The sequence below is a fragment of the Pseudomonas sp. 58 R 12 genome (assembly GCF_900005865.1).
GTDB lineage: Bacteria > Pseudomonadota > Gammaproteobacteria > Pseudomonadales > Pseudomonadaceae > Aquipseudomonas > Aquipseudomonas tritici.
This window is the reverse complement of record NZ_CVTP01000019.1, coordinates 1-20,038: the sequence shown is the minus strand read 5'-3', so window position 1 is coordinate 20,038 and position 20,038 is coordinate 1. Positions and strand designations below refer to the sequence as shown.

General features: G+C 61.6%; 20 protein-coding genes. 12 read left to right on the top strand and 8 right to left on the bottom strand.

What is annotated here, in order from left to right:
* The 6 genes from BFP95_RS15700 to phnN all read left to right on the top strand — a co-directional run bounded on the left by BFP95_RS15700 (nt 1) and on the right by phnN (nt 5,356).
* Nucleotides 1-1,986: a heme lyase CcmF/NrfE family subunit gene (locus tag BFP95_RS15700; RefSeq protein ID WP_065889464.1), complete on the top strand. Its 1,986-nt coding sequence runs from the start codon at nt 1-3 to the stop codon at nt 1,984-1,986.
* Nucleotides 1,983-2,519 (top strand): DsbE family thiol:disulfide interchange protein, encoded by a 537-nt coding sequence (locus BFP95_RS15695; protein WP_010211784.1) that lies wholly within the window; start codon nt 1,983-1,985, stop codon nt 2,517-2,519. Before BFP95_RS15700 ends, BFP95_RS15695 begins: the two co-directional genes overlap by 4 nt.
* Complete coding sequence (locus tag BFP95_RS15690; protein ID WP_043050428.1) at nt 2,516-2,989, top strand: cytochrome c-type biogenesis protein; 474 nt, start codon at nt 2,516-2,518, stop codon at nt 2,987-2,989. The genes BFP95_RS15695 and BFP95_RS15690 overlap by 4 nt, the downstream gene beginning before the upstream one ends.
* Complete coding sequence (gene ccmI, locus BFP95_RS15685) at nt 2,982-4,169, top strand: c-type cytochrome biogenesis protein CcmI (RefSeq protein WP_065872698.1); 1,188 nt, start codon at nt 2,982-2,984, stop codon at nt 4,167-4,169. Before BFP95_RS15690 ends, ccmI begins: the two co-directional genes overlap by 8 nt.
* 16 nt (nt 4,170-4,185) lie before the next feature.
* Complete coding sequence (locus BFP95_RS15680) at nt 4,186-4,581, top strand: hypothetical protein (RefSeq protein WP_065872697.1); 396 nt, start codon at nt 4,186-4,188, stop codon at nt 4,579-4,581.
* A 202-nt stretch (nt 4,582-4,783) separates the two neighbouring features.
* Nucleotides 4,784-5,356, top strand: coding sequence for a phosphonate metabolism protein/1,5-bisphosphokinase (PRPP-forming) PhnN (phnN, locus tag BFP95_RS15675; protein ID WP_065872696.1), 573 nt, complete (start codon nt 4,784-4,786; stop codon nt 5,354-5,356).
* 59 nt (nt 5,357-5,415) lie between these two features.
* Here the strand turns inward: phnN and BFP95_RS15670 are convergent, their stop codons facing one another.
* Entirely contained in the window at nt 5,416-6,108 is a 693-nt protein-coding gene (locus BFP95_RS15670; RefSeq protein ID WP_065872695.1) for an ArsR/SmtB family transcription factor, read from the bottom strand.
* A gap of 74 nt (nt 6,109-6,182) precedes the next feature.
* On the opposite strand from BFP95_RS15670, the gene BFP95_RS15665 reads away from it, so the two are divergent.
* Nucleotides 6,183-7,304, top strand: a complete 1,122-nt coding sequence (locus BFP95_RS15665; RefSeq protein WP_065872694.1) for a cytochrome P450 — start codon at nt 6,183-6,185, stop codon at nt 7,302-7,304.
* Here BFP95_RS15665 and BFP95_RS15660 read toward each other — a convergent pair.
* Complete coding sequence (locus BFP95_RS15660; protein ID WP_065872693.1) at nt 7,293-8,171, bottom strand: LysR family transcriptional regulator; 879 nt, start codon at nt 8,169-8,171, stop codon at nt 7,293-7,295. The genes BFP95_RS15665 and BFP95_RS15660 overlap by 12 nt on opposite strands.
* 190 nt (nt 8,172-8,361) lie before the next feature.
* Here BFP95_RS15660 and BFP95_RS15655 point away from each other — a divergent pair, with 190 nt between their 5' ends.
* The 3 genes from BFP95_RS15655 (at nt 8,362) to BFP95_RS15645 (ending at nt 10,774) form a co-directional block, all read left to right on the top strand.
* Complete coding sequence (locus BFP95_RS15655; protein WP_065872692.1) at nt 8,362-8,550, top strand: type II toxin-antitoxin system HicA family toxin; 189 nt, start codon at nt 8,362-8,364, stop codon at nt 8,548-8,550.
* A gap of 11 nt (nt 8,551-8,561) precedes the next feature.
* Entirely contained in the window at nt 8,562-8,966 is a 405-nt protein-coding gene (locus BFP95_RS15650) for a type II toxin-antitoxin system HicB family antitoxin (RefSeq protein WP_065872691.1), read from the top strand.
* A 305-nt stretch (nt 8,967-9,271) separates the two neighbouring features.
* Complete coding sequence (locus tag BFP95_RS15645; RefSeq protein WP_065909889.1) at nt 9,272-10,774, top strand: M10 family metallopeptidase C-terminal domain-containing protein; 1,503 nt, start codon at nt 9,272-9,274, stop codon at nt 10,772-10,774.
* Between the two features lie 9 nt (nt 10,775-10,783).
* Here BFP95_RS15645 and BFP95_RS15640 read toward each other — a convergent pair whose 3' ends face one another.
* A complete protein-coding gene (locus BFP95_RS15640) occupies nt 10,784-11,980 on the bottom strand; it encodes an MFS transporter (protein WP_083207090.1) in 1,197 nt (398 codons plus the stop codon).
* A gap of 175 nt (nt 11,981-12,155) precedes the next feature.
* Here BFP95_RS15640 and BFP95_RS15635 point away from each other — a divergent pair, with 175 nt between their 5' ends.
* Entirely contained in the window at nt 12,156-12,770 is a 615-nt protein-coding gene (locus BFP95_RS15635) for a DUF5666 domain-containing protein (RefSeq protein ID WP_065882453.1), read from the top strand.
* A gap of 125 nt (nt 12,771-12,895) precedes the next feature.
* Nucleotides 12,896-14,263, top strand: a complete 1,368-nt coding sequence (locus tag BFP95_RS15630; protein WP_065882454.1) for a hypothetical protein — start codon at nt 12,896-12,898, stop codon at nt 14,261-14,263.
* A 39-nt stretch (nt 14,264-14,302) separates the two neighbouring features.
* Here the strand turns inward: BFP95_RS15630 and BFP95_RS15625 are convergent, their stop codons facing one another.
* From BFP95_RS15625 to BFP95_RS15605, 5 genes are all read right to left on the bottom strand, one after another.
* Complete coding sequence (locus BFP95_RS15625) at nt 14,303-15,307, bottom strand: sulfate ABC transporter substrate-binding protein (protein ID WP_065909888.1); 1,005 nt, start codon at nt 15,305-15,307, stop codon at nt 14,303-14,305.
* A 105-nt stretch (nt 15,308-15,412) separates the two neighbouring features.
* The gene (locus BFP95_RS15620; protein ID WP_049709249.1) at nt 15,413-16,237 is read right to left on the bottom strand and encodes an ion transporter; all 825 of its coding nucleotides are present in this window, start codon (nt 16,235-16,237) and stop codon (nt 15,413-15,415) included.
* A 31-nt stretch (nt 16,238-16,268) separates the two neighbouring features.
* On the bottom strand, nt 16,269-17,144 hold the full coding sequence (locus BFP95_RS15615) for an urea transporter (protein WP_065872685.1): 876 nt from the start codon (nt 17,142-17,144) through the stop codon (nt 16,269-16,271).
* Nucleotides 17,145-17,275: 131 nt separating this feature from the next.
* Complete coding sequence (gene pyk / locus BFP95_RS15610; protein ID WP_065909887.1) at nt 17,276-18,691, bottom strand: pyruvate kinase; 1,416 nt, start codon at nt 18,689-18,691, stop codon at nt 17,276-17,278.
* Nucleotides 18,681-19,961 (bottom strand): glycerate kinase type-2 family protein, encoded by a 1,281-nt coding sequence (locus tag BFP95_RS15605; RefSeq protein ID WP_065882456.1) that lies wholly within the window; start codon nt 19,959-19,961, stop codon nt 18,681-18,683. The genes pyk and BFP95_RS15605 overlap by 11 nt, the downstream gene beginning before the upstream one ends.
* Nucleotides 19,962-20,038: the final 77 nt, after the last annotated feature.

Sequence of the window (20,038 nt, the reverse complement as noted above, 5' to 3'; positions counted from 1 at the left end):
ATGACGTCCGCACTGTTTATTCCGGAACTGGGCCAGTTGGCGATGATCCTCGCCCTGTGCTTTGCCATCGTCCAGGCCGTGGTGCCATTGCTTGGCGCCTGGCGCGGTGACCGCTTGTGGATGAGCCTGGCGCAGCCGGCCGCCTGGGGCCAGTTCGCGTTCCTGCTGTTCGCGTTTGGCTGCCTGACCTACGCCTTCATGACCGACGACTTTTCCGTCGCCTATGTCGCCAATAACTCCAACAGCGCGCTGCCGTGGTACTACAAATTCAGCGCCGTGTGGGGCGCCCACGAAGGTTCGTTGCTGCTGTGGGCGTTGATCCTCGGCGGCTGGACCTTCGCCGTGTCGGTGTTCTCGCGCCAACTGCCGCAAGTGATGCTGGCGCGGGTGCTGGCGGTGATGGGCATGATCAGCATCGGTTTCCTGCTGTTCCTGATCATGACCTCCAACCCCTTCACGCGCATCTTGCCGCAGATCCCGGTAAACGGGCACGACCTCAACCCGCTGCTGCAAGACATCGGCCTGATCGTGCACCCGCCGATGCTTTACATGGGGTACGTGGGGTTCTCCGTGGCCTTCGCCTTCGCCATCGCCGCCTTGCTCGGCGGGCGTCTCGATGCAGCCTGGGCGCGCTGGTCGCGGCCGTGGACCATCGTCGCCTGGGCGTTTCTCGGCATCGGTATCACCCTCGGCTCGTGGTGGGCTTACTACGAACTTGGCTGGGGTGGCTGGTGGTTCTGGGACCCGGTGGAAAACGCCTCCTTCATGCCATGGCTGGTCGGCACGGCATTGATTCACTCGCTGGCTGTCACCGAAAAGCGCGGTGTGTTCAAGAGCTGGACCGTGTTGCTGGCCATCGCGGCGTTTTCCCTCAGCCTGCTCGGCACATTCCTGGTGCGTTCGGGCGTGCTGACCTCGGTGCACGCGTTTGCGTCCGACCCGGAGCGCGGCGTGTTCATCCTGATCTTCCTGCTGTTTGTGGTGGGCGGCTCACTCACGCTGTTCGCCCTGCGCGCCCCGGTGGTCAAGAGCCAGGTCGGCTTCAACCTGTGGTCGCGGGAAACCCTGCTGCTGGGTAATAACCTGGTGCTGGTGGTGGCCGCGTCGATGATCCTGCTTGGCACTCTGTATCCGCTGGTGCTGGATGCCCTCAGTGGCGCCAAACTGTCGGTCGGCCCGCCTTACTTCAACGCGTTGTTTATCCCGTTGATGGGCCTGTTGATGGTGGTGATGGCGGTCGGCATGCTGGTGCGCTGGAAAGACACCCCGGTGAAATGGCTGGCCGGCATGCTGATGCCAGTGTTGCTCGGCAGCGTGGCCTTGGCGGTGATCGCCGGCTTCGCTTATGGCGACTTCAACTGGGCAGTGCTCGCGACCTTCCTGCTCGCTGCCTGGGTATTGCTGGCCGGCGTGCGTGACATCTTCGACAAAACCCGCCACAAGGGACTGCTCAAAGGCTTGCCGACGCTGACCCGCAGCTACTGGGGCATGCAGATCGCCCACATCGGTATCGCCGTGTGCGCCCTGGGCGTGGTGCTTTCCAGCCAGAACAGCGCCGAGCGCGACCTGCGCCTGGCGCCCGGTGAGTCGATGGACCTGGCCGGTTACCACTTCATCTTCGAAGGCGCCAAGCACTTTGAAGGCCCGAACTTCACGTCAGACAAAGGCACCGTGCGTGTCGTCCGCAACGGCAAGGAAATCGCCGTGCTGCACCCGGAAAAACGCCTGTACACCGTGCAGAGTTCGATGATGACCGAAGCCGGGATCGACGCCGGTTTCACCCGCGACCTCTATGTGGCATTGGGTGAACCGCTGGGCGAGGGTGCCTGGGCGGTGCGCGTGCATGTGAAACCGTTCGTGCGCTGGATCTGGTTCGGCGGTTTGCTCACCGGTTTCGGTGGTTTGCTCGCCGCGCTGGACCGGCGTTATCGGGTCAAGGTCAAGAGCCGGGTGCGTGAAGCCCTCGGCCAGGGAGCGGCGGTATGAAACGTTGGTTGATGGTTGTGCCGCTGGCGTTGTTTTTGGTGGTGGCGGTGTTCCTTTATCGCGGCTTGTACCTGGACCCGGCCGAGTTGCCCTCGGCAATGATCGGCAAACCGTTCCCCGCGTTCAGCCTGCCGACGGTGCAGGGCGACAAGACCCTGACCCAGGCCGACCTGCTGGGCAAACCGGCACTGGTCAACGTGTGGGGCACCTGGTGCATCTCGTGCCGCGTCGAACACCCGGTGCTGAACAAACTGGCCGAGAAGGGCGTGGTGATCTACGGCATCAACTACAAGGACGACAACGCAGCGGCCTTGAAGTGGCTGGCCGAGTTCCACAACCCGTACCAGTTGGATATCCGTGATGAAGACGGCAACCTCGGCCTGAACCTTGGCGTGTACGGTGCCCCGGAAACCTTCTTCATCGATGCCAAGGGCGTGATCCGCGACAAATACGTGGGTGTGATCGATGAGGTGGTCTGGCGCGAACAATTGGCCGCCAAGTACCAGGCGCTGGTCGATGAGGCCAAGCCATGAAGCGCTTGTTAGCCGCCGCTGTTCTGGCGCTCGGATTGGCTGGCGTGGCCCACGCCGCCATCGACACCTACGAATTTGCCAACGACGCCGAGCGTGAGCGTTTCCGCGACCTCACCAAGGAACTGCGCTGCCCCAAATGCCAGAACCAGGACATCGCCGATTCCAACGCGCCCATCGCCACCGACCTGCGCAGAGAGATCTTCCGCATGCTGGGGGAGGGCAAGGACGACCAGCAGATCATCGACTTCATGGTCGACCGCTACGGTGATTTCGTGCGCTACAAACCGGCCCTCACCGGCAAGACCGCGCTGCTCTGGTTCGGCCCTGCCGGGCTGTTGCTGGCCGGCGTGGTGGTGATGGCCGTGATCGTGCGCCGCCGCCGCGCCGCGCCTACCGATGGTTCCGACGCGCTGTCCCCCGAAGAGCGTAAACGCCTCGACCAATTGCTGGACACCAAGACTGATGATTGATTTCTGGCTCGCAGCCGGCTTGCTGCTACTGATTGCCCTGAGTTTCCTGTTGATCCCTGTGTTGCGTGGCCGCCGTGCCCAGCGTGAAGAGGACCGGACCGCGCTGAACGTGGCGCTGTACCAGGAGCGCGTCGCCGAGCTGCAAGTGCAGCAGGACGAAGGCGTGCTGAATGCCGCGCAACTCGACACCGGTCGCGCCGAAGCTGCCCGCGAATTGCTGGCTGACACCGAAGGCGTGGAAAAGCCTCGCGAATCGCGTTTGGGCAAGCCGCTGCCATTGTTGGCGGCCTTTTTGGTGCCTGTCCTGGGCGTTGCGCTGTACCTGCATTACGGCGCGAGCGACAAGGTCGAGCTGACCCGCGAATTCTCCCAGCCGCCAGTGTCCATGGAAGACATGACCCAGCGCCTGGAGCGCGCCGCGGCCGCGCAGCCGGATTCGGCGGAAGGCCTGTATTTCCTCGGTCGCGCCTACATGGCTCAGGACCGTTCCGCCGATGCCGCGAAAGTCTTCGAGCGCACCGTGGCCATCGCCGGTCGCCAGCCGGAGCTGCTCGGCCAGTGGGCCCAGGCGCAGTACTTTGCCGACAATAAACAGTGGTCGCCCAAGGTTCAGGCCCTGACTGACGAAGCCTTGAAGCTCGATCCGAAGGAAGTCACCAGCCTTGGCCTGCTGGGTATCGCGGCGTTTGAAGGTCAGCGTTATCAGGAAGCGATCGATTACTGGAACCGTCTGCTGGCGCAATTGCCGCCGGGAGACAATTCCCGCGCGGCGCTGCAAGGCGGCATCGACCGTGCGGCCGAGAAGCTGAAAGAGAGCGGCGGCACCGTCGCCCCTCAAAAATCCGTGATGAACGTCCGGGTGGACGTGTCCGCCGACGTGAAGGCCAAGGCGCTGCCAACCGACAGCGTATTCATCTTCGCCCGCGCCGTGAAAGGCCCGCCTGCACCGTTGGCAGCCAAGCGCGTCACCGTCGCCGAACTGCCGATCACCGTCGAATTGGGCGATAGCGACGCGATGATGCCGCAGTTGAAACTGTCGAACTTCCCCGAAGTCCAACTGGTTGCGCGCATATCCCGGGCCGGTCAACCGACCACGGGCGAGTGGATCGGCCGCAGCCAACCCCTGGCCAGCTCCACCACTGCGCTGCAGCAGCTGACCATCGACAGTCCGGATAAGTAAACTTGAGGAAACGCCTATGACCGCACTCGCACGCATCACCCTGCTCAGCCTGGTATTGGGCCTGAGCGCTTGTGCGGTCCACCGGCCACCTCCTGCGCCTACCGGCCCGACCATCCCACCGTCGGGCCCGTCGACCCAGCCAGGCACCAAGCCTTCCGGTCCGGTGACCCCGCCGCCGAAACCAGTGCCAACCAAATCGCCAACCTTCGCACCACCTCCAGGCGCCGCCAGCCACTGGGACGGCAAGATGCAGGTGTATGTGCTGGAAGAGCAGCCCGACACCTTCTACCGCCAGCGCACGTATTACCGCTGGAGCAACGGCTGGAGCCGCTCCATCAGCCCGAACGGGCCGTGGGAAGAGACCGACGTGCAGGGTGTACCGCCGGGGTTGAGCAAGCAGTACGCGCAATGACAAAAGGCGACCTTCGGGTCGCCTTTTTCATGGCTTGAAACGCCTGCCTTCATCCAATGAAGCTGCCACAGGAGATCTCCTCGGCCATCAGCCCAGGGTACGCTACTGTAAACAACGAAATACCCGGTGGCGAACCGGCCTTCCTGGGGTAATGTGTGCGCCGTCGGCCTGGTGACCGGCGACAAGTAACGAGGGTGTTCTGATGGCAGGCAGGTTGATCTATCTCATCGGGCCTTCCGGCTCGGGCAAGGACAGCCTGCTGGATGCCGCACGTCCGCGTTTGGCCGAGCGCGGTTGCCACATCGTGCGCCGCGTCATCACCCGCTCGGCAGAAGCGGTGGGCGAGGCCGCGCGAGGTGTGAGCCCGGAGCGGTTTGCCGCGATGCAGGCCGAGAGCGCGTTTGCCCTCAGTTGGCAGGCGAATGGCTTGTCCTATGGCATTCCCAAGGCGATCGACGACTGGCTGGCGGCGGGGCACGACGTGCTGGTCAACGGCTCGCGCGCGCACTTGGCGCAGACTCGAGAGCGTTATCCGACGTCGCTGGTGTTGCTGCTGACGGTGGATCAGGCGGTGTTGCGCCAGCGCTTGATCGCACGGGGGCGTGAGGCGCTGGCGGATATTGAAGCGCGCCTGGCACGCAATGCACAGTTCACCGCCGAGCTGATCGACGGCAACGGTGCGGGGTTGTTCCTACTGGATAATTCCGGCCCGCTGGAGCATACGGTCGAGCGCCTGCTGTGCTGCCTCGACCACGGGCACTCGGCATGCGCTTGACTATCTGGGCCCCTAAACCCTGTGGGAGCAGGCAAGCCAGCTCCCACAGTTGATCTTCATTACCCTGCTGTTTCTATTCCAAACCGACCCGCCAATTCCTTGCGCCCCTTGGGCGTCACTCCCAATGCGCGGCTGTCCAGGTCCTGGGTCACCCATCCACGGCTGATCATGCTTTGCAGCAACGCCGCGCCCAATGCGCCGGCCAGGTGTGGGCGGCGCATGCTCCAGTCCAGGCAACCACAGGCAAAGCGACGGCGTTGCGCCCGCAGTGCGGTGACATCCAGACCCAGGTCAAGCATGGCTTTCTCACCCGGCGCGGTGAGCTGGTAATTACCGTCGCCGGCCAACCATCCGGTTGCTATGAAATGGTCGTGCAACTGCACGGCGAGTGTGCCGGCCATATGGTCGTAACAGGTACGCGCGAACTGCAGGCGACTGGGCGTGTTCGGCACAAACGCCTTGGCGCTGTGGCGGCTGATCACCATCAGGCTCTCGATGGCTTGGGCGATATGGGCCCCCGCCAAGCGGTAGTAACGATGACGGCCTTGGGTGTGCAGTTCGATCAAACCGTTCTCCTTGAGCCTGGCTAGGTGAGCGCTGGCGGTGGATGCGCTGACCTCGGCAATCACCGCCATTTCGGTGCTGGTACGCGCATGGCCGTCCATCAGCGCACAGAGCATTCGAGTGCGTGCGGGTTCTGCAATTGCGCCGGCGATGTGTGAGAGTGCGGCGTCATCGTCGTGGGCGTTCATACTTCGTTCCTGAGCGAATCATCACCGTGCGAGAGCGCCGATAGTAACGGTTCTTTTTGAACAGGACGTACTCAATGACGCCGCTTGAAGCCGCCACCCATGCAGACCCCTATGCCTACTACGCCCGTTTGCGGCGTAATGAAGAGCTGCTGTTCGATGCCGAACTTGGGCTGTGGGTCGCCAGCCGCGCAGAGACGGTCGGGGCTGTTTTGGCGCACCCTGACTGCCGTGTTCGCCCACCCCATGAACCGGTGCCTCCCGCCATTGCGCAACGTGCAGCAGGCCAGGTGTTCGCGCGGTTGATGCGCATGAATGAAGGCGCTGCCCATCGCTGCCCGAGGGCGATCATCGAACCGGCGCTGGCCGCTCTCGACACGCAGCAAATGGCTGTCGTAGTGAAGCAACTCAGCTCCCGTATGAATACCCCGGATGAATGGATGTTCACCCTGCCGGTATTGGTGGTTGCACAGCTATTGGGCGTGCCCAGCGAGCAGTTAAAAACCGTTGCTGATTCAACCCGGGACTTCGTGGCCTGCCTCTCGCCCTTGAGCAACGCAGCTCAACTGCAGAATGCCGATGCAGGCGTGTCGCAATTGAGGCAGGTGTTCAGTGGCGTGCTTGAGGAAACAGGGTTGCTGGCACTGATCCGCAGGGGGGATTGGCAGGACGCTGAAGTGCTGAATGCCAACCTGATTGGACTGTTGTCGCAGACCTGCGAAGCGACGGCTGGCCTGATCGGCAATACGCTGGTGTTGCTCTCGCGGCGTCCGGATCTGGTCGAACAGATCCAGCGCGCGCCGACCCTGGTCACCGCGTTGGTGGAGGAGGTGGCCCGCTATGATTCGCCGGTGCAAAACACACGGCGATTCGTTGCCGGGCGCTGCACGATTGGCCGCCGTGTTGTAGAGGCGGGGGATACTATTCTGGTGTTGCTGGCGGCGGCCAATCGCGACCCTGATGCGAACCCGGACCCTGACACGTTCCAGCTTGAACGTGCGCAACGGCGAGTCTTCAGTTTTGGTTCTGGGCGACACCATTGCCCAGGGCAGACGCTCGCGTTGACCATCGCCTCGAACGCGATTCTGGCAATGTTGCAGCGTCAGCCGAGCTTATTTGCCAGCGCTATCGCGTTCAGCTATTGGCCCTCGCTGAATGGCCGCATCCCCCGCTTCGACAGTACGGTCCTACAACGATAATCCCTGCACATACTCGACAAACGCCCGCGCCTTGGCACTCGCCATCCTGCCGGTGGGGAACACCGCCCATAAGTCCCTGGCCGGCAACGTCCAGTCGGTCAGTACTGGTTTCACTTCGCCACTGGCCAGTTCCGGCGCAAACATCCAGGTGGACGATAATGTCAGCCCCAAATGGCTCAACACGGCTGCGCGTACACCTTCAGCCGCAGTGACGCGCACGCGGCCGTGGGCGACGATCGGGTGCTCTGTGTCGCCCTGAGTGAAGGCCCAGTGCGAGCCTTCGCCGCGGGTATAGATGACTGCCTCGTGATGCAGCAAGTCCGCCGGTGTGAGGGGCTCGCCGAAGCGTTCGAAGTAGGCCGGAGTGCCCAGGATGATGCACGGCGATTCACCGATCTTGCGCGCGGTCAGGCTTGAATCATTCAGGTTGCCCATGCGCAGGGCCACGTCGATGCCTTCCTCGACCAGGTTGAGGCTGCGGTCGTCGAGCACCACGTCCACATTCAATTCGGGGAACTGCGAGAGGAAGGGGCTCAGGTGAGGAATGATATGCATCCGGGCGAAGGTCACCGGCGCGCTGATGCGCAGGTTGCCGGTGAGTCCCGCGCCTGCGCCACGGGCGGCGTCGTCGGCCGCGTTGGCTTCATCGATGGCGCGCTTGGCTTTCTCGAAAAAGGCCAGGCCTGCCTCGGTCGTCGTCAGGCCCCGTGTGGAGCGCAGTACCAGGCGCACCGCCAGGCGCGTCTCCAGTTGCGCAATGCTTTTGGAGACGGCGGGCTGGCCAATGCCCAGGCGTTTGGCGGCAGCGGAGAAAGAGCCGGTCTCGACAACGTGGACGAAGGTCTCCATGGCGGTGAGGCGGTCCATCGGTGATTCCTGTTTGGGTTGGCGGCGCCCAAGCCTAAGGCGATGGCCTGCGTGTGTCATGTGTTTAAGCGTTGAGCAGATGGGCCTTCAACATCCGGTAAAACAGCCGTCAGTCAGGATTGGTCATTTTATGTTTGAGTAAAGATAACTCTAGGGTTATTTTTATTCAGGCCAGGCCAAGGATGCTGAGGTGCAAAGCAGGTTATTGATCAAGGAACTGCAAGAGGCAGGCTGGGTGTTGGATCGAGTTACGGGCAGTCATCATATATTCACCCACCGCTATAACCCGTACACGATCCCCGCTCCCCATCCTAAAAAGGATTTGCCGCTGGGCACTGTCAGAAGCATCAGGAAACGCGCCGGCCTGTTTGAGTTTTAAGGAGAATATTCATGCAATACCCAATCTGTATCGAATGGGGCGATGACTTCACCGCCACCGGTATCCAGATCCCCGATATCCCAGGCGCGGTCACGGCCGGGGACAGTTTTGAAGAGGCCTACAAGGCCGCAGTGGAAGTCGCGCACATCAGGCTGCAAGAGATTGCCGCAGAGGGTGGGCCGATTCCGATGCCAACGTCGGTCGCCAATCATCACGCGCACGAAGACTACGCCGGCATGGGTTGGGGGATGTTGGAATTGGACATCTCGCCCTACCTGGGCAAGACCGAGAAGGTCAATGTGACGTTGCCTGGTTATGTCATCCAGCGCATCGACCGTTATGTGCGTGAGCATAAGATCAAGAGCCGTTCTTCCTTCCTGGCGGATGCTGCGCTTGAGAAGCTGGTGCGGTCCTGAGGAAGGGTTAATGGATGTGTCCTCAGCGCTGGAAAAACGGCGTACTTGAGTAACCACTGCTTTTTTAGATTTTGTTTTTCTCTTGCCAAAACAACTCGATACCGCCCGGGCATTTGTGTTGTCGAGTGTTTAAATTGCAAAGGAATTCCTGGGTGTATCGCCTTGTGTTTCGGGGCTCACAGGTGTTGCGGTTAGAACCAAATCTGCGTTGGTATCAGATTTTTCAACGTGCGAATTTACCTCTGGAGTGATTGGCCGACGATCCGTTGGCCGGCCCTATTTATTAAAACCAAAGGTGCCGCACAATGAACAATTATGACCTGCGTAGCGTTATTCCGCTTCACAACCTACCGGTATCGGACCCCGGCCCGTTTGGTGTGGGGGCTGGTAACAAGCCGACTTACACCACGGACCAGGCAGCCCAACACATCACGCGGGACAACCTGCGATTTCATGACCGTAACGGCGACTCGAAGGTCGACGTGAATTACACGGTGGACAACAGTTTCACCAAACCACAGCAGCAACGCGTCCGCCAGGCGGTGCAGTCCTGGCAGGACGTAGCCAATATCAATTTTCGCGAGCAGTCAGGCAACTCGGACGGCACGCTCAATATCCGCAATAACCCTCGCGGTGATCGTGGGGTTGCCACATTTCCCGGTCGCTCCACTGCCAACACATCTGCCACGATCGGCACGCTAAGAGAGAGCGGGTCGCCGGCATTGGGCAGTCACTTTTCAGTCACTGCGATCCATGAAGTGGGCCACGCCATTGGCCTGCACCATCCGGGGAACTACAACGGCGGTGGCTCCAATTACCAGAACGGCGCGGTCTACGCCGAGGATACAAAGGCGCGCACGGTGATGAGTTATTGGTCGGAGAAGAATCAGAAGGGGCACGACTTCAAGGGGCAGAACCCCTCTGCGCCGATGATGGACGATATCGCGGCGGCGCAACGCTTGTACGGGGCCAACCACCAAACCCGTAACACCGACACCACCTATGGCTTCAATTCCAATACCGAGCGAGAGGCGATGAGCCTCAATAGCGCCAAGGACAAACCCGTGTTCTGTGTCTGGGACGGTGGTGGTGTCGACACGCTGGATTTCTCCGGCTTTTCCCAGGACCAGAACATCAACCTGAATGCCGAATCGTTTTCTGACGTAGGTGGGTTGAAGGGCAATGTGTCCATTGCCAAGGGTTGCACGATTGAAAACGCGATTGGCGGCTCTGGCCGGGACACGATATCGGGGAATGAAGCCGGTAATCTGCTCAAGGGGGGTGGGAGGGGCGACACCCTGAGAGGCGGTGGCGGCGCAGACACCTTTGTCTACGACAAGGCCAGCGACTCCACGCCATCCGACCCTGACATGATCGAGGACTTCACCAGCGGCACCGATAAGATCGACGTTTCGGGCGCCATGAAGGACGCGGGTGTGGGGGCCCTGGTGTTTACTGACCGGTTCACCGGGCGAGCGGGTGAGGCGATGCTCAAGCATGACCCCCGTACGGGCCTCTCAAGCCTGGCTATTGACCTGAAAGGCACGGGCAACGCAGACCTGGTAGTCAAGAGCAAAGGGGAGATCAAGCCAGCCGACGTGCAGGGGGGCGGTAAGACACCTAACGTCCAGCCTTTACCTACGCCGACGCCTGCCCCTGCACCCGCCCCGTTGCAGGATAAGACACTGGAAGGCGCCGCCGGCTTGATCCAAATGTTTGCCATCACCCTGTTAGCGTTTTTCGCGCAGCTGATAAGCCTGATAACCTCGCCGTCCGGCCAGGCATCCGCGGGAAAACACCAGCCTTAAACCCGTCACTCAAGCGGTGGCAGCCGTGGCCTGACGCGAAGCGCTGAGGAACCGCAACAGCGCCAGCAACGGAAACGCGCTGCCCACCAGCATCACACCCAGCCAACCGCCGTGTTCATACACGCTGCTGGCAATCGCCGAGCCGAAAGCGCCGCCGATGAAGATGCTGGTCATGTACAGCGCGTTCAGTCGGCTGCGGCTGTTGGCGTCGAGGGCGTAGATGGCGCGTTGGCCAAGCACCATGTTCATCTGCACGCAGAAGTCCAGGACCACGCCGGTCACGGCCAGGCCGATGACGCTGTACAACGGATGTACGAAGGCTGGCAGGAAGCTCAGCGCGGCAAACAGCATGGCCAGCAACGAAGCGCGGTGGGTATGGCCGGCGTCGGCCAGGCGACCTGCGATAGGCGCGGCGATGGCACCCAGGGCACCGACCAAGGCAAACAGCGCGATTTCACTTTGGCTCAGGCCGTGGTTACGCGCCAGCTCCAGTGGGGCGGCGGTCCAGAACAGGCTGAAGGTGGCGAACATGCAGCCCTGGTAGAACGCCCGTTGGCGCAGTACCGGTTGCTGACGCAGCAAGGTGCCCAATGAACCCAGCAATTGGCCATAGCTGGCGGAGTGATCCGGCTGACGTTTAGGAATGGTCAGCATCAGCACCACGCTGATAAATGCCATCAACGCCGCCGCCGCCATGAACATTGCGCGCCAGCCAAAGTGGTCCGCGACCACGCTGGACACCGGTCGGGCCAGCAGGATACCCAGCAACAGGCCACCCATGATGCTGCCGACTACACGGCCACGGGACTCGGCGGGCGCCAGGTGCGCGGCCAGCGGGATCAGGATCTGCACCGACACCGAACTGAAGCCGATCAGCAACGACACCAGCAAAAACAGGTTGGGTTGTTCGGTGTACGCTGCCCCCAGCAGGCTGGCGATAGCGAGCACGGTAGTGGCGATCATCAGCTTGCGGTTTTCCAGCAGGTCGCCCAGGGGCACCAGGAAAAACAAGCCAAGGGCGTAGCCGATTTGCGTCAGCGATACGATCAGGCTGGCCATGGCAGGCGTGAGGCCGATGTCCGGCGCGATCAGTTCGATGATCGGTTGCGCGTAGTAGATGTTGGCGACGATGGCGCCGCAGCAAAACGCAAACAGCATCACCATGCTCCGGGTCATGGTGCTTGTAGCGTGGGAAGTAGCGTTCATGGTGTTCTCATAAAAGCGAAGGAAGTGGGGCGAGCCTAAAGACAACACCGTAGCCTGGGTAGGCTGGTGGCAGTGATAACACCCATGCCCGGTAATGATGAGTGAATCGTTAACTTTCTGCGCGAAGGGGGATGATACATTCAGAAACAACCGCCGAAACAGGAAATCCATTGCAATGAAGATCACGTTGAACAAGATGCTCCTGGCTTCCACGCTTGCTGCCGCCATGGCCGTAGGGCTGGCCCAGGCTGCCGAGGCCCCGCGCGTGGGCGTGCGCGGCGCCATCACCGCCATGGACGGCGATACGATGCAGGTCAAGGTCAACAGCGGCGAAGACGTCACGGTGCATTTGACACAGGCCACTCAAGTACGCGCCGTCACCCTGGCCAAGATCGACGAGATCAAGCCCGGCAGTTACATCGGTTCGGCGGCCATGCCCAATGCTGATGGCACGTTGACTGCGCTTGAAGTGCATGTGTTCCCACCGGCCATGGCCGGCACGGGCGAAGGGCACCGCGCGTTTGATTTGAAAGAAGGCAGCAGCATGACCAACGGCACCGTTGGCGACTTGGTGGTCAGCAACGGCCGTACCCTGACCGTGAAGTACAAAGGCGGCGAGAAGAAGATCGTGGTGCCGGAGGGTGTGCCGATCGTCAACCTGGAACCAGGGGATCGCAGCTTGCTCAAGGCGGGGGTGAAGGTGGTGTTGTTTGCGGCGCAGGGGGCGGATGGGACGGTCACTGCCCAGGCCATCTCGGCCGGCAAAGATGGCGTAACACCCCCTATGTAGTTGGCTTTTTCATATAGGCTGGTTCCGACGCAGTTACAGGACTTGTCTGGCAAGGCCGCAGGGGCTGCCTGTCGTAGATTCGACGCATGCACGCTCGCAGGCTGAATCAAGACAGGAACCTCACTATGCGGATTATCCAGATGTTGATGCCTTGCCTGCTCGTACCGGTCATCACAGTCGCCGCTGAAAAACAGCTCGAAACGATCACTCACACGGTTTACGTCGAGCGGATGGCCGCGGCTACCGCATCCGCCTGGCCGAGGCTGGCAACAATGGAGCGCCTGAAAGGCCAGACCGGATTTTATGCTCAGGCGCAGATTCTGGTGTACGACGGCGTTTCGGCCTGGCTGATCGATGCAAACGGTTATCGGGCGATTGCGGCGGGACCTGTACACGCGCTTGGTTTTTCGTCGGATTACAAATCCTTCAAGGAACTGCTGTGGGAGGGGCGACCCACCGTCTATATGGGCCTGGGTCAAACCTTGCCAGAGGTTGAAGCGCGCAACATGCTCAACAATCCCAGCGCAGTGCCAGCATTGTTTGCACTGGCAACCCATGAAGCCTTTCATTTCTTTGGTCAGGCCGGTTGGCAATTGATTTCGGGCTCGCGCGCCGGGCGTTATCCTCTTCAGGCCCAGCCCAGGCAGTACCGGCAACACTTGATCAACGCCTTATATGCATCGCTGCAAGGTGATCCCCAGGCGTTGGGCAAGGCGCGCTATTGGCATGACCGTTGGCAGACCGAATTTGCCCTGGAGGCTCAGGACATTCGCTACTACGACATTCTCGAAGGCACCGCCGAATACATAGAAGGGCTTGCTCGGACTTTTGCGAGTGTTGCTGCGGATGAGCCTGAAGCCTGGGCGCAAGGCGTGATGGCACGCTTCCCGAGCGCTGCAGCCTTGTCTCTGGATGGCGAAAGCTACGCGTTGGGCGCATTGGCCATTTATATCCTGGACCGTCTGGACGCCAATGGGTGGCAGTCAATCATCGAGGGGCAAACTCCCGTCCAACGTTTGCTGGCGAACGTGAGGCAGAGCGTCGATGTGCCTGATGCAGCGCTGAATCGACGGATCGCCGAGGAGATTAGCGAGCGCAATCGGCACCTGGCGCGGGTCATTGATCCTGTCATTACACAGCTGAAGCACCCCGACACGGTACGCCTCATGGTCCCCATGAGCGCTGTGGCCGGGTCTATCAGCATGAGCGGCAGCTATCAGGTTGAAGAGGCGCCCGACGAGATGCTCGTGGATTTCTCGGCACAGTTCTCACCATCAAAAGGTCGTGTCACGTTTGATCGTGCCACGGTTGCACTGGCCGTCAGCGAGGCCTGCGGTGAGAAGAGTGGCTTTGTGGTGGTGCCCATCGCCGCGAGTGAGTTCCCGAACGGTCCGGCCGGGCGACTGCGGTTGAAGGGGGCTGGGTTTGAAGTCGATGCGCCGTTTCCCAGGAAGGGTACAGGCAGTGAGGGTGTGTGGTGTATCCCTGCATAAAGCAAAAGCCCCTGAACTCAGGGGCTTTTGAACCAGGGCTTATTGACCGGAATAGATCTGGTCAAACACCCCACCATCATTGAAGTGAGTCTTCTGCACCGTGCGCCAGTCACCAAAGGTCTTCTCCACCGACAGGAAGTCAACTTTCGGGAAGCGGTCGGTGTATTTGGCCAGCACTTTCGGATCACGTGGGCGCAGGTAGTTGTTCGCCGCGATCTCCTGGCCTTCCGGCGACCACAGGTACTTCAAGTAGTCTTCGGCAGCCACGCGGGTGCCTTTCTTCTCGACCACCTTGTCGACCACCGACACCGGCGGCTCCGCTTCGGCAGAGACGCTTGGGTAGATCACTTCGAACTGATCACGGCCGAATTCACGGGCGATCATTTCAGCTTCGTTCTCGAAGGTCACCAGCACGTCGCCGATCTGGTTGGTCATGAAGGTCGTGGTAGCCGCACGGCCGCCGGTGTCCAGCACAGGCGCCTGTTTGAACAGTTTGCCGACGAAGGCCTTGGCCTTCTCTTCATCACCGCCGTTTTTCAGCACATAACCCCAGGCCGAGAGATAGGTGTAGCGGCCGTTACCCGAGGTTTTCGGGTTGGGCACGATCACTTGCACGCCGTCCTTGAGCAGGTCCGGCCAGTCTTTCAGGGCTTTCGGGTTGCCTTTGCGCACGATGAATACGGTGGCGGAGGTGAACGGTGCACTGTTGTTCGGCAGGCGGGTGACCCAGTTGTCCGGCACCAATTTGCCGTTGTCGGCCAGGGCGTTGATGTCGGTGGCCATGTTCATGGTGATGACGTCAGCCGGCAGGCCGTCGATGACCGAGCGCGCTTGTTTGCTGGAACCGCCGAAAGACATCTGCAGGGTCAGCTTGTCGTCTGGGTGCTCGGCTTCCCAGTGTTTCTGGAAGGCGGCGTTGTAGTCCTTGTAGAAATCGCGCATCACGTCGTAGGAGACGTTGAGCAGTGTGACCGGGGCAGCCTGTGCGGCGCCCGCCAGGGCAAGGCCGGCGGCCAGAAGAGAGGCGCTAACGAGTTTTTTCACTGCTCATTCCTTGTTGTTCGAGAAGGTTACTGTACGCGTGAGGGCATTTTGCCAGCGACTATAGCTGGCGGCGCATAGACGTTTAAAGATTAAAACGCACTTTGCTTATTCCACTTTACGAAAAAGATTACTCCCACACCGCGAGCAGAACGCGGCGTTGGGCTCATGGCTGTCTTTCTTGCACACCGGGCAGTCGGTCTGCAGCTGTTCGCCGCGCATGGCACTCGCCAGTTCGGCGGTGAAAATACCGGTAGGCACGGCGATGATCGAATAACCGGTGATCATCACCAGCGACGAAATCACCTGGCCCAGCGGCGTCTTCGGCACGATATCGCCAAAGCCCACGGTGGTCAGCGTGACGATGGCCCAGTAAATACCTTTGGGGATGCTGGTAAAGCCGTGTTCCGGGCCTTCGATCACGTACATCAAGGTGCCGAATACCGTGACCAGCGTGCACACGCTCACCAGGAACACCACGATCTTCTGCTTGCTGCCGCGCAGCGCCGCCATCAAGTAATTGGCCTGCTTGAGGTACGGGCTGAGCTTGAGCACGCGGAAAATCCGCAGCATCCGGATGATGCGGATGATCAGCAGGTACTGCGCGTCGCTGTAATACAGCGCGAGGATGCCGGGCACGATGGCCAGCAGGTCCACCAGCCCATAAAAGCTGAAGGCATAGCGCAACGGTTTGGGCGAGCAGTACAGCCGCAGCCCGTACTCGATCAGGAAGATGAGGGTAAACCCCCACTCGATATAGGCCAGCACGTCAGCGTAGTTCTGGTGGATCTGGTCGATGCTGTCGAGCATCACGATCACCAGGCTGGCGAGGATGATCAGCAGCAGGATGCCGTCAAAACGCCGTCCGGCCTTGGTGTCACTTTGAAAAACCATGACGTAGAGCCGCTGGCGCCAGTCGTTGTTGCTGTCCATAAATCCCGCCTGAAACTGATATCGGGCAAGCCTAGGGGGATTCGAAGGGCCTGTCCATGCAGGGTTTGCGTAGCACGCGACCGCCTGCGCGCACCAGCCAGCAAGCAAGGATGAATGGCGCGGTCAACGCGGGCAGGTGCAGGGCGGCAAAGCCCGGCGTGAGGAGGATCGCCAGCACGATGCCGAGCAGCGGCAGCCAGGGTTGCCGGCGCACTTGGCTCAATGCCAGCGCTGCCAATGCAGGGTTGTAGCTGTGCAGGCCGAGGAGGGCGCTGGCGTGTTCGTCCAGCCACAGCGCAATCAGCACGCCGACACTGGCGCCAATCAAGGCCCACACGGCGGCGCGGCGGTTGGCCAGCCACAAGCCCAGCGCAATCAGGGCCCCGGCGATGGGCTGGTCCAGCAGCATGATTTGGGCGAGTCCGATAAAAGGTGCCGTGAGGATGTTCAAGGTGTCGGGTTCGCTCAGGGTAAGTGTACTCTCCGGGACCATGCCCAGTAGCAACCAACCCAGTACGACAAAAGGCGCGGTATACGCTGGCAAGTCATCGGGCTGACTGGCGCGCTTCAACCATTGCCGGGTCAGGATCGCACTCAAGCCACCGCACGCCAGGATCAGCGGTGGCAACAAGGCCGACCAGGCGAAGCAATGGCTGATCAATACGCCCAGCAACACGCCGTTGTAGCTATAAAGGCCGGCCTGGCGCTCAGCCTTGGGATAGCCGCGGCGCTGAGCCGTGAGCAACCCCGCCACACCACCCAGCAACGCCCCGCCGAACAAGGCGGGGGCGCCGATCAGGATGGCCAGCAGGCACAGCAGGCCACACAGCGGCTGGCGCTGCAGGAAGATCTGGCTGAAACCGTTGAGCAGGGCTTCGGCCCAGTCGGGGCAGGATGGGTTGTGCATTTGGGGTCATTCAGTCAGACCGAGTTGCCCCCTTCGCGAGCAAGCCCGCTCCCACATTCGATCGCGTTCAGTCAGGTAAAACGCGGTCGAAAGTGGGAGCGGGCTTGCTCGCGAAGGGGCCCTTACAGACGCTAAATCAACGTCTCGATACGCAGTGAGTTGGTCGAGCCCGGCTGCCCGAACGGCACCCCCGCCGTAATCACCAACGTATCCCCGCGCTGCGCCATGCCTTGTGCCTGGGCAATCTCCAGCGCCGTGGAACACACCTCATCCACCTGGCGCAGCCGATCATTCACCACCGAATGCACGCCCCACGCCACGCTCAACCGCCGCGCCGTGGACAGGTTCGGCGTGAGGTTGAGGATCGGCGCCACCGGCCGTTCCCGCGCCGCGCGCAAGCTGGAGCTGCCGGACTCGCTGTAGTTCACCAGCACCGCCACCGGCAGGATGCTGCTGATGCGGCGGATCGCGCAGCTGATGGCGTCCGACACCGTGGCATCCGCCTTGGGCCGGCTGACATCCAGCTGGGTTTGGTAATCCGGGCCGTTTTCCACCTGGCGGATGATCTTGCTCATCATCTGCACGGCTTCCAGCGGGTACTCGCCGGACGCGGTTTCGGCCGACAGCATCACCGCGTCCGCCCCTTCGGCCACGGCGTTGGCGACGTCCGTTACCTCGGCACGGGTCGGCGCTGGGGAGAAGCGCATGGATTCAAGCATCTGTGTGGCCACCACCACCGGCTTACCCAACTGGCGGCAGGTGCTGATGATGTCTTTCTGGATCTGCGGCACGCTTTCTGCCGGCACCTCCACGCCGAGGTCCCCTCTGGCCACCATGATCGCGTCGCTGAGTTCGGCGATTTCCCGCAGGTGCTGCACGGCGGACGGCTTCTCGATCTTCGCCATCAGAAACGCCTTGTCGCCGATCAACTCGCGGGCTTCGCGGATATCTTCCGGGCGTTGCACGAATGACAGCGCCACCCAGTCCACACCCAGCTCCAGGCCGAAGCTCAAATCGCACCGATCCTTGGCGGTCAGTGGGCTGAGTTCCAGCAAGGCTTGTGGGACGTTGACGCCTTTACGATCAGACAATTCGCCGCCATTCAGCACCGTGGTGTCGATGGCGTCCGCGTGTTTGGTGATTACCCGCAGGCGCAGCTTGCCGTCGTCCAGCAGCAGGTCCATGCCCGGTTCCAGCGCCGCGATGATTTCCGGGTGGGGCAGGTTGACCCGGCACTGATCACCCGGCGTCGGGTCCAGGTCCAGGCGCAAGGCCTGGCCGCGCATTAGTTGCACCTTGCCCTCGGCAAAACGCCCGACCCGCAGCTTCGGCCCTTGCAGGTCCATGAGGATGCCCAGCGGGTAATTCAACTGGCGTTCGACTTGGCGAATCCACTGGAAGCGCTGGGCGTGGTCGGCGTGATCGCCGTGGCTGAAATTGAGCCGGAAAATATTCACCCCGGCTTCCACCAGCTCGCGGATGTCATCGATACCGTCGGTGGCCGGGCCCAGGGTGGCGAGGATTTTGACCTTCTTGTCAGGCGTCATGGTTGGCAGTCTCAAGAATCAGGATGGCGCGGAAATCGTTGACGTTGGTGCGCGTCGGCTCGGTGATGATCAAACCGTCGAGCGCGGCGAAATAGCCGTAGCCATTGTTGTTGTCCAGCTCGTCGCTGGCTGACAGGCCCAGGGCTTCGGCGCGGGCATAACTGCACGGAGTCATGATGGCGCCGGCGTTGTCCTCCGAACCGTCGATGCCGTCGGTGTCACCGGCCAGGGCGTACACGCCGGGCAAGCCTTTGAGGCTGTCGGTCAGGCTCAACAGGAATTCCGCATTGCGCCCGCCACGGCCATTGCCGCGCACGGTGACGGTGGTTTCGCCGCCGGACAGGATCACGCATGGCGCTGCCAGTGGCTGGCCGTGCTGCACGATCTGCCGGGCGATGCCGGCGTGCACCTTGGCCACGTCCCGCGCTTCGCCCTCGAGGTCGCCGAGGATCAACGGGCTGAAACCGGCCTGGCGGACTTTTACCGCGACCGCTTCAAGCGATTGCTGTGGGCGCGCGATCAGTTGGAAGTGGCTGCGGGCGAGCACCGGGTCACCGGGCTTGACGGTTTCCGAGGCTGGGTTCTGCAACCAACTGCGCACCGAGGCGGGGGCTTCGATGTTGTAGCGCTTGAGGATCGCCAGGGCCTGCTGTGAGGTGCTCGGGTCACCGACCGTGGGGCCGGAGGCGATCACCGTGGCCTGGTCACCCGGCACGTCGGAAATCGCGTAGGTGTAGACCGTCGCGGGCCATGCCGCTTTCGCCAGGCGGCCGCCCTTGATGGCCGAAAGGTGCTTGCGCACGCAGTTCATCTCGCCAATGGTCGCGCCGGATTTGAGCAGGGCTTTGTTGATGGCCTGCTTGTCGGCCAGGGTGATGCCTTCGGCGGGCAGGGCCAGCAACGCCGAGCCGCCGCCGGACAACAAGAAAATCACGCGGTCGTCTTCGGTCAGGTTGCTGATCAACGCCAGCACGCGCTTGGCCACGGCCAGGCCGGCCGCATCGGGCACGGGATGAGCGGCTTCGACCACTTCGATTTTTTGGCACGGTGCGCCGTGACCGTAACGGGTGACGACGAGGCCGGTGACTTCGCCCTGCCAGCAATTCTCGACCACAAGGGCCATGGCGGCGGCAGCCTTGCCGGCGCCGATCACGATCACACGGCCGCTGCGGTCGTCGGGCAGGCAGGGTTCAAGCACGTGCCGGGGGTGGGCGGCGTCGATAGCTGTGGCGAACAGCTGGCGAAGCAGGTGTTGCGGATCGACCGACATAAGCGGGCTCCCGGGGGGGTTCTTGTTATTAGGTGTGCAGCAAACTTGAGTATTGGAATGCGATCAAATGTGGGAGC

What these genes read in the sequence shown, in the direction of transcription:
- BFP95_RS15700 (WP_065889464.1), top strand. Translation starts at nt 1, where the DNA reads ATGACGTCCGCACTGTTTATTCCGGAACTGGGCCAGTTGGCGATGATC.
- BFP95_RS15690 (WP_043050428.1), top strand. Translation starts at nt 2,516, where the DNA reads ATGAAGCGCTTGTTAGCCGCCGCTGTTCTGGCGCTCGGATTGGCTGGC.
- BFP95_RS15640 (WP_083207090.1), bottom strand. Translation starts at nt 11,980, where the DNA reads ATGAACGCTACTTCCCACGCTACAAGCACCATGACCCGGAGCATGGTG.
- BFP95_RS15645 (WP_065909889.1), top strand. Translation starts at nt 9,272, where the DNA reads ATGAACAATTATGACCTGCGTAGCGTTATTCCGCTTCACAACCTACCG.
- BFP95_RS15660 (WP_065872693.1), bottom strand. Translation starts at nt 8,171, where the DNA reads ATGGACCGCCTCACCGCCATGGAGACCTTCGTCCACGTTGTCGAGACC.
- phnN (WP_065872696.1), top strand. Translation starts at nt 4,784, where the DNA reads ATGGCAGGCAGGTTGATCTATCTCATCGGGCCTTCCGGCTCGGGCAAG.
- ccmI (WP_065872698.1), top strand. Translation starts at nt 2,982, where the DNA reads ATGATTGATTTCTGGCTCGCAGCCGGCTTGCTGCTACTGATTGCCCTG.
- BFP95_RS15670 (WP_065872695.1), bottom strand. Translation starts at nt 6,108, where the DNA reads ATGAACGCCCACGACGATGACGCCGCACTCTCACACATCGCCGGCGCA.
- BFP95_RS15695 (WP_010211784.1), top strand. Translation starts at nt 1,983, where the DNA reads ATGAAACGTTGGTTGATGGTTGTGCCGCTGGCGTTGTTTTTGGTGGTG.
- BFP95_RS15630 (WP_065882454.1), top strand. Translation starts at nt 12,896, where the DNA reads ATGCGGATTATCCAGATGTTGATGCCTTGCCTGCTCGTACCGGTCATC.
- pyk (WP_065909887.1), bottom strand. Translation starts at nt 18,691, where the DNA reads ATGACGCCTGACAAGAAGGTCAAAATCCTCGCCACCCTGGGCCCGGCC.
- BFP95_RS15605 (WP_065882456.1), bottom strand. Translation starts at nt 19,961, where the DNA reads ATGTCGGTCGATCCGCAACACCTGCTTCGCCAGCTGTTCGCCACAGCT.
- BFP95_RS15635 (WP_065882453.1), top strand. Translation starts at nt 12,156, where the DNA reads ATGAAGATCACGTTGAACAAGATGCTCCTGGCTTCCACGCTTGCTGCC.
- BFP95_RS15615 (WP_065872685.1), bottom strand. Translation starts at nt 17,144, where the DNA reads ATGCACAACCCATCCTGCCCCGACTGGGCCGAAGCCCTGCTCAACGGT.
- BFP95_RS15620 (WP_049709249.1), bottom strand. Translation starts at nt 16,237, where the DNA reads ATGGACAGCAACAACGACTGGCGCCAGCGGCTCTACGTCATGGTTTTT.
- BFP95_RS15650 (WP_065872691.1), top strand. Translation starts at nt 8,562, where the DNA reads ATGCAATACCCAATCTGTATCGAATGGGGCGATGACTTCACCGCCACC.
- BFP95_RS15680 (WP_065872697.1), top strand. Translation starts at nt 4,186, where the DNA reads ATGACCGCACTCGCACGCATCACCCTGCTCAGCCTGGTATTGGGCCTG.
- BFP95_RS15665 (WP_065872694.1), top strand. Translation starts at nt 6,183, where the DNA reads ATGACGCCGCTTGAAGCCGCCACCCATGCAGACCCCTATGCCTACTAC.